Here is a 6,063-nt window from a genome sequence, read left to right on the forward strand (position 1 = left end):
GGATTGCGCCTTCGCATCGAATCCGATCCGGCCGTGCGTTATGCGCTGGCTGTTGAGGATGGCGAACAGCCCGCCGGTTCTGGCGCCTGCCTTGGCCACGTCCCCCTGACTGAGGTGATCGATCGCTTCGCGGCGGCGGCGAAATCGTAGCGACACTCTGTTTTCAACCAGGATGTGCCTTTGTGAGAGGCGCTGATCTGCCGGAGTGCGGTCGCCACCGCACTCCGGCATTGTTAAAGGGGACCGCCATTTTTCTCAACGCTACCGCTTGGGCCGCCTGTCGTTCTCATTTCACCAGAGTGATCATCCGATCGGCGTACATTGTGCGATTTCCAAGCGCCGCCGCGCAGTCCGACTTGACGGACGAGTTTCCGGTCATCTGAATCGTATTGCCGACAAGCCTGAGACAGTCGCCCTGGGCGCTCATATCAGAGTTGCCGGCGTAGGAAATGGGCGCGTCCGGCGCGTAAATGAAACCGCTGAGCACGGAATTTGCGCCGCCATTCAATGTCAGAGCAGACGTGTTGCCGTGATCCTGGAAAATGGTGATGCCAGCATAAGGGCCGCTGGTGGGCGGGGAAAGGTTCACCTTCTCATTGGCATTTATGTAGATCTCAGCGCTTTCCATGAGGAATATGGTCACGCCCTGGCCAGCCAGGCTGCCGTTCCCCCCTGGCTTTATGGTGGTGCCGCGCATGATGTAGACGCCCGGATCAAGCGTGATGTCCCCCGACAATGTCTTGTCGCAATAAGTGCCGGGCGACAGCGTGTAGGTTTTGCCGTTCGGGACAGGCAAACACAATGTGTAAGGGGGAGGAACGACGTCGGCCAATGGATCAAAGGACGCGTACCTATGTTCGTGCGGCGTTCCGCAGGCGAGACTGGCGCTGGGTGGCAACAGCCCGCTGGTGCCGCCGACGGTTGAGACACAGCCGGCTGAAACCAGCGCGGAGCCACCCCTGTTGACGGAATCGGACGCGTCCGAGTTCGCCGCGATCACGCAATTGTCCATCGAGACGTTGGTCGAGCCCTGGAGGTTCACGGCGGCGGACGCATGCGGATCGAGCGCCAGCACGCAGGCCTGTGCGCCAGGTTTTACCTTGACCGAGGCCGAGCGGGAGGCCTGCCAGGGGGCCGAGGCGCTGATGAAGCTTGGGCGGCTTATGCTGGACGACAGCGAGATAAAGTAGGCGCTTGGGCTGCCGCTTGCCGTTGCCGCGAAAGCGGAGACGCTGCCCAAATATTCCTGCTGGTCGGCCACGCTCATATTGGCGGCGAAGAATTGCAGCCCAAGCTCCTGGACATCGCCGGCCGCCATATCGGGAGAGAACTTCGTGCCGATGGCGAGCCCCGCCGCGTCCAGCGAGTTCTGCAGTTGCGAGGCGTCATGGCTCGTGCCGATCAGATCAACGGCGCCGGCCAAACCAATCATTATCGGCAGCATCGCGACGGCGGTCGTCATGGCAAAGTTGCCGTGCTCCGAAGACCAGAAGCCTCTCAATGCGAACATAGTTCCTCGCCGAACCTCGTAAAGCTCAGGTGATACGCCAGAGATCCCTACGAGTAATTTAAGTAAATGCTAAAATGCGTAAATGCTAAAATGCAGAACAATGATTGGCTAAAACGAAAGACTGCCGAGGCACGCCATATGAGAGGCCATACGGAGAGTTGAACACTACGAGGAGTTGCGCCCCAGGCAATTGACGCGGCGACAATCGCCGCCAACTCTGCTATCATGCCTCTCGATCTTGAAGTGGCAGCTCTGGCGGCCATCCAGGCGGTGACCGCCCCGACACACGGGAGGAAGGTTATTGCCGGCTTTCATGTTATGGCGGACGCACGTGGAATGCATGTGCAGCCAACGGTGCGCCGCATCACCACGTCGGACCTTTGGGATGCGCTGCGCCTCGGCTTCGAGGATTTCTGGGCAAAACCATCGCACTACGTGTTCCTGTGCCTGATCTATCCCATCGTCGGCCTGATCCTGACGCAGTGGACGTCCGGCGCCAATGCCATCCAGCTCATCTATCCCCTGATGTCGGGTTTCGCGCTGGTCGGGCCGTTTGCGGCGCTCGGCCTTTACGAGATCAGCCGCCGGCGTGAGCTCGGCATGAACACCTCCTGGTGGCACGCGTTTGATGTGCGGCGCTCGTCCGCTGTCCCGTCGATCGCTGTCATCGGCGTCATGCTGGTGGCGCTGTTCCTGTTGTGGCTCTACACGGCGCAGTCGATCTACACCGGCCTGTTCGGCGACCAGCCGCCGGCCTCGATCGGTGGCTTCGTCCGCGACGTGCTGACCACCAGCAAGGGCTGGACGCTGATCCTTGCCGGCAATGCCGCGGGCTTTGTCTTCGCCGTAATCGTGCTGGCCACTACCGTGGTTGCCTTCCCGCTGCTGCTCGACCGTGACGTCGGCGCCGTCTCAGCCATCGAGACCTCGGCCAGGGCGGTGATGGCCAACCCGCTGCAGATGGCGCTGTGGGGCTTGCTGGTCGCCGTGCTTCTGGTGATCGGTTCGATCCCGCTGTTTGCCGGGCTCGCCGTCGTCATGCCGGTGCTCGGCCATGCCACCTGGCATCTCTACCGCAAGGTGGTCGAGCCGGAGCGGGCACAGCAGATAAGGCGGCCGATGTAGATCAGCACCCTCAGCGCTGCGCCTCTGTCGCCATCTTCAGCGCAAGTGCCGCCAGCACGGTGCCCATCATCCAGCGCTGGATGACCAGCCACAAAGGCCGTCCGGCGAGAAAGGTGGCGATCGAACCGGCCGTCACCGCGATGACGGCATTGACGCTGAGGCTGATCGAGATCTGCGTCGCGCCGAGCACCAGAAGCTGCGACAGCACGTGGCCTTTGCCGGGGCTGATGAACTGCGGCAACAGCGACAGATAGAGCACGGCCACCTTCGGATTGAGCAGATTGGTCATCAGGCCCATGGCGAAAAGCTTGCGCGGCCTGTCCCTCGGCAATTCGCGCACTTCGAACGGCGAGCGTCCGCCCGGCTTCACCGCCTGCCAGGCCAGCCACAGCAGGTAGAGCACGCCGGCAAAGCGCAGCGCGTCATAGGCGTAGGGCACGGCGAGCAGCAGCGCGGTGATGCCGAACGCCGCCGCCAGCACATAGAAGACAAAACCGAGTGCCACGCCGCCAAGCGAGATCAGCCCCGCCTTCGGCCCCTGCGATAGGGAACGCGAGATCAGATAGATCATGTTGGGGCCAGGCGTCAGCACCATGCCGAGGCAGACCAGCGCGAAGGCGAGATGATTGGCTGTTTCGGGCATCTGTTCTTCCCCCGCGCGCCGCGAATGGACGCGCGATCCGGCAGGCGGCCAAGATGTGCCTGTCCCCGGCAGCGCGCGCAAGTGCATGGCGGCGCCAGCTATTGTTCCAGCTAGCCGCCGGTGCCTACGGATCAGCCGACGATGCGCAGGTTCGACAGTTCGTTGCCGATTTCCTTGAAATCGTTCGACAAACTGGCGCCGGTAGCGTTCCAGAACAGTTTTGCCGGCTTGCTCGCGTCCGTTGGATCCTTGCGGAAGCGCGAGTTCGACGAGCAGGATTTCAGCGCCTCGATCGCCTGCTGGTCGGCGATTTTAGTCGTGGACAGATCGAGCGCCACAGTCATCACCATGATGTTGGCTGCCTTGGCGTTGTTGCAAAGCGTCGCCATCTGCTCGTTGAGCGCGTTGGTATAATTGCCGTTAGAATAATCGAATTGGCCAATGGTGCTCGATGTGCCCATGAACAGGCGGCCCACCGACGTGCCGTTGTAGCCGGGTTTGAGATAGCCGAAGGATGCATAGGTCGACTTCGAATCGGCGGGGTCGGAATAGCCGAGCGAAGAAGGCGTGTAGTAGGTGTTGGCGCCGTCGGTCAGCACGATCACGACCTTGTCATTGCCTCTCTCGGTTTCCGGGCGGCCTTGCGTGAAGGGCTCGCCGCTCGAAACCACGCGCCATCCCCAGGCCATGCCTTCTGGAACATTTGTGCCGCCATCGGGCTTCATCAGGTCGATCGCGGCCTTGATCGCGGTGAGCCCAGTGGCAACGCTGACATCGGTCAGCGGCGTGATCGGGTTGGTGGAGCAGCTGTAGTTCGGCCCGTTGCCGGCGGCCAGCGCCGGCGCATTGATCGGCCGCGGCTGGAAATATTTGGCCATGTTGCGCAACCGGGATTGGCCGGTGCTGCTTGTCGGGTCGTCGTTCCACCAGCTGTTCACGGCGCCGTAGGTCGTCGGCGTGGCCTCATCGGGATCTTGGGTGAGCCTCCAATGGTTGCCGGGTTCGTCGGGGGCGAACATCGGCACGAACATCGTTGCCGGATCGCCAACCCCTATGCCGGTGTTCGCCGAGCCGCCGGACGGCGCGGCGTCGTTAGCATTGTAGGGATAGGGCCTGGCCTCGACGCAACCTTGCCAACTGGCGAACGGGCCATAGGAATCGATGTAATCATATTCGTCATGGCTTCGTTTGCAGGTGTTGTTCGAGTTGTATTCGTCGCAAACCACGCGCTTGCTGTTGGTGACACGCTCATGGTTGGTGACGACCTTCATGTCCCGGTAGAGCGAAAACCGGGTCAGCATCTGGCCTTCGTCGGTACCCCATCCGGTGCCGCGCTTGTACCAGATGCCGTTGGTCTGCTGGGCATATTTGTCGGCTGCGTTCAGCGTCGACCAGTCGAAATTCTCGTTCGATACCGGTGACAGGCCTTCGGTATCCATCCAGGACGCGTTACCATTGCCGGGTCCGACATTGACCGAGGCGGCAAACGGCACGAGGCCGAACTGCACCGGCCTGTCGACCTGCTTGATCATCGCCGCCTGCTGGGCCAGCGTGTCGACCAGCTGTTTGGCCGCGGTCTTGAGAAGGTCGATGCGCGTTTGCCCCGAGCCCGTTCCGGTCTTGGTCATCGACCCGGAATTGTCGAGCGCCAGAGCGACTTCAAGAGTGTTCTTCAGCCGCACTTCCGAGGTGACATTGAAGCTGATCTTCTGGTTGGCGTCGGTTTCGGATTTGCCGACGAGCTGGCCGAAGACCGGATAGAAGTAGGGTTTGTAGTCAAGCCGCGCGCTCATCTTGAGCAAGCCGCCCCCGGTGGTGTTGCTTGGCAAGGTGACGGTGAGCGTCGTGTTGGCGGGGTTGATCTTGTTGAGGTTGGCATTGAAGAAGTCGAGTGCATAGGCTCTCAACTGATCGTCGGTGGCACCCTCCGTCAGCCGGCGCGCCGTGGCGAAGTTTGCGGCATCGAGCGCATTCGAAACCGCCTGTTTTTCGCGGCTCATCTCGGTGAAATCGACGGCTATCGCCAGGGCGCCCATGAGCGGAACCATTGCGACGACGGTCATAAGAGCATAGTTGCCGCGTTGGTCGCGGCAGAACTGACGCCAAAGTCCATACATGTCTTGCAGCGGCCCCCGCCGGCGGATTCTCGATTGATGCCAGCTTTCCACAAAACGCTGAAGGCCGCGTTTGGGAAATGGCTCTATTGCCGGGGCAGCGCTTCACCAACCGCTAACCAATCGTGCCTGGCGAAAGCTGGTGACAGGCCGGGGCGGTTCGGCTAATCCGAACCGGCTGCGGCGAACCGTCGGTCGCGGCGTCGCAACGATCACGACTGAAGGAAACGGCATGGCGAATTCGCCTGAAATCATCGGCTCGCTCGAAGACGTGTCGAAGGCCTATTCGGCAATCCTGTGCGACGTCTGGGGCGTGGTCCACAATGGCGAAACGCATTTCCCGGTGGCGGCCTCCGCATTGGCAAGGGCTCGAGAGGCGAAAATCCCCGTGGTCCTGATCACCAATTCGCCGCGCAGAAGTGCCGATGTCGTGGCGCAGATGAACGCGATCGGTGTTCCACCGTCAGCCTACGACCGGGTGGTTACCTCAGGCGACGTGACCCGGGATCTGATCGCCGAAGGGCCGCGCAGGATTTTCCATATCGGCGCCGACCGTGACTTCACTCTCTATGAAGGTCTCGACGTGGAGCTTGTCGAGGAGTTCGAAGCATCCGGCGTCGTCTGCACCGGCCTGTTCGACGACGCGGCCGAGAAGCCCGAGGATTACACGG

General features: G+C 61.5%; 4 protein-coding genes and 1 pseudogene. 2 read left to right on the forward strand and 3 right to left on the reverse strand.

The features are described from left to right. Window positions 1-286 precede the first annotated feature (286 nt). Window positions 287-1,510, reverse strand: a complete 1,224-nt coding sequence (locus tag EN939_RS17525) for a TadE/TadG family type IV pilus assembly protein (RefSeq protein ID WP_127269025.1) — start codon at window positions 1,508-1,510, stop codon at window positions 287-289. A gap of 300 nt (window positions 1,511-1,810) precedes the next feature. Here EN939_RS17525 and EN939_RS17530 point away from each other — a divergent pair, with 300 nt between their 5' ends. Continuing rightward, window positions 1,811-2,635 (forward strand): DUF2189 domain-containing protein, encoded by an 825-nt coding sequence (locus tag EN939_RS17530; RefSeq protein ID WP_127269027.1) that lies wholly within the window; start codon window positions 1,811-1,813, stop codon window positions 2,633-2,635. 10 nt (window positions 2,636-2,645) lie between these two features. Here EN939_RS17530 and EN939_RS17535 read toward each other — a convergent pair whose 3' ends face one another. Together EN939_RS17535 and EN939_RS17540 are read right to left on the reverse strand one after the other, a co-directional pair. Continuing rightward, on the reverse strand, window positions 2,646-3,278 hold the full coding sequence (locus EN939_RS17535) for a LysE family translocator (RefSeq protein ID WP_023813536.1): 633 nt from the start codon (window positions 3,276-3,278) through the stop codon (window positions 2,646-2,648). 131 nt (window positions 3,279-3,409) lie between these two features. Continuing rightward, window positions 3,410-5,395: a TadE/TadG family type IV pilus assembly protein gene (locus EN939_RS17540; RefSeq protein ID WP_206517186.1), complete on the reverse strand. Its 1,986-nt coding sequence runs from the start codon at window positions 5,393-5,395 to the stop codon at window positions 3,410-3,412. Between the two features lie 229 nt (window positions 5,396-5,624). On the opposite strand from EN939_RS17540, the pseudogene EN939_RS17545 reads away from it, so the two are divergent. Beyond that, window positions 5,625-6,063, forward strand: a pseudogene (locus EN939_RS17545) (TIGR01459 family HAD-type hydrolase); the annotation flags it as partial.

Origin of the sequence: Mesorhizobium sp. M7A.F.Ca.CA.002.05.1.1, from assembly GCF_003998335.1 — a bacterium.
Classification (GTDB): Bacteria; Pseudomonadota; Alphaproteobacteria; order Rhizobiales; family Rhizobiaceae; genus Mesorhizobium.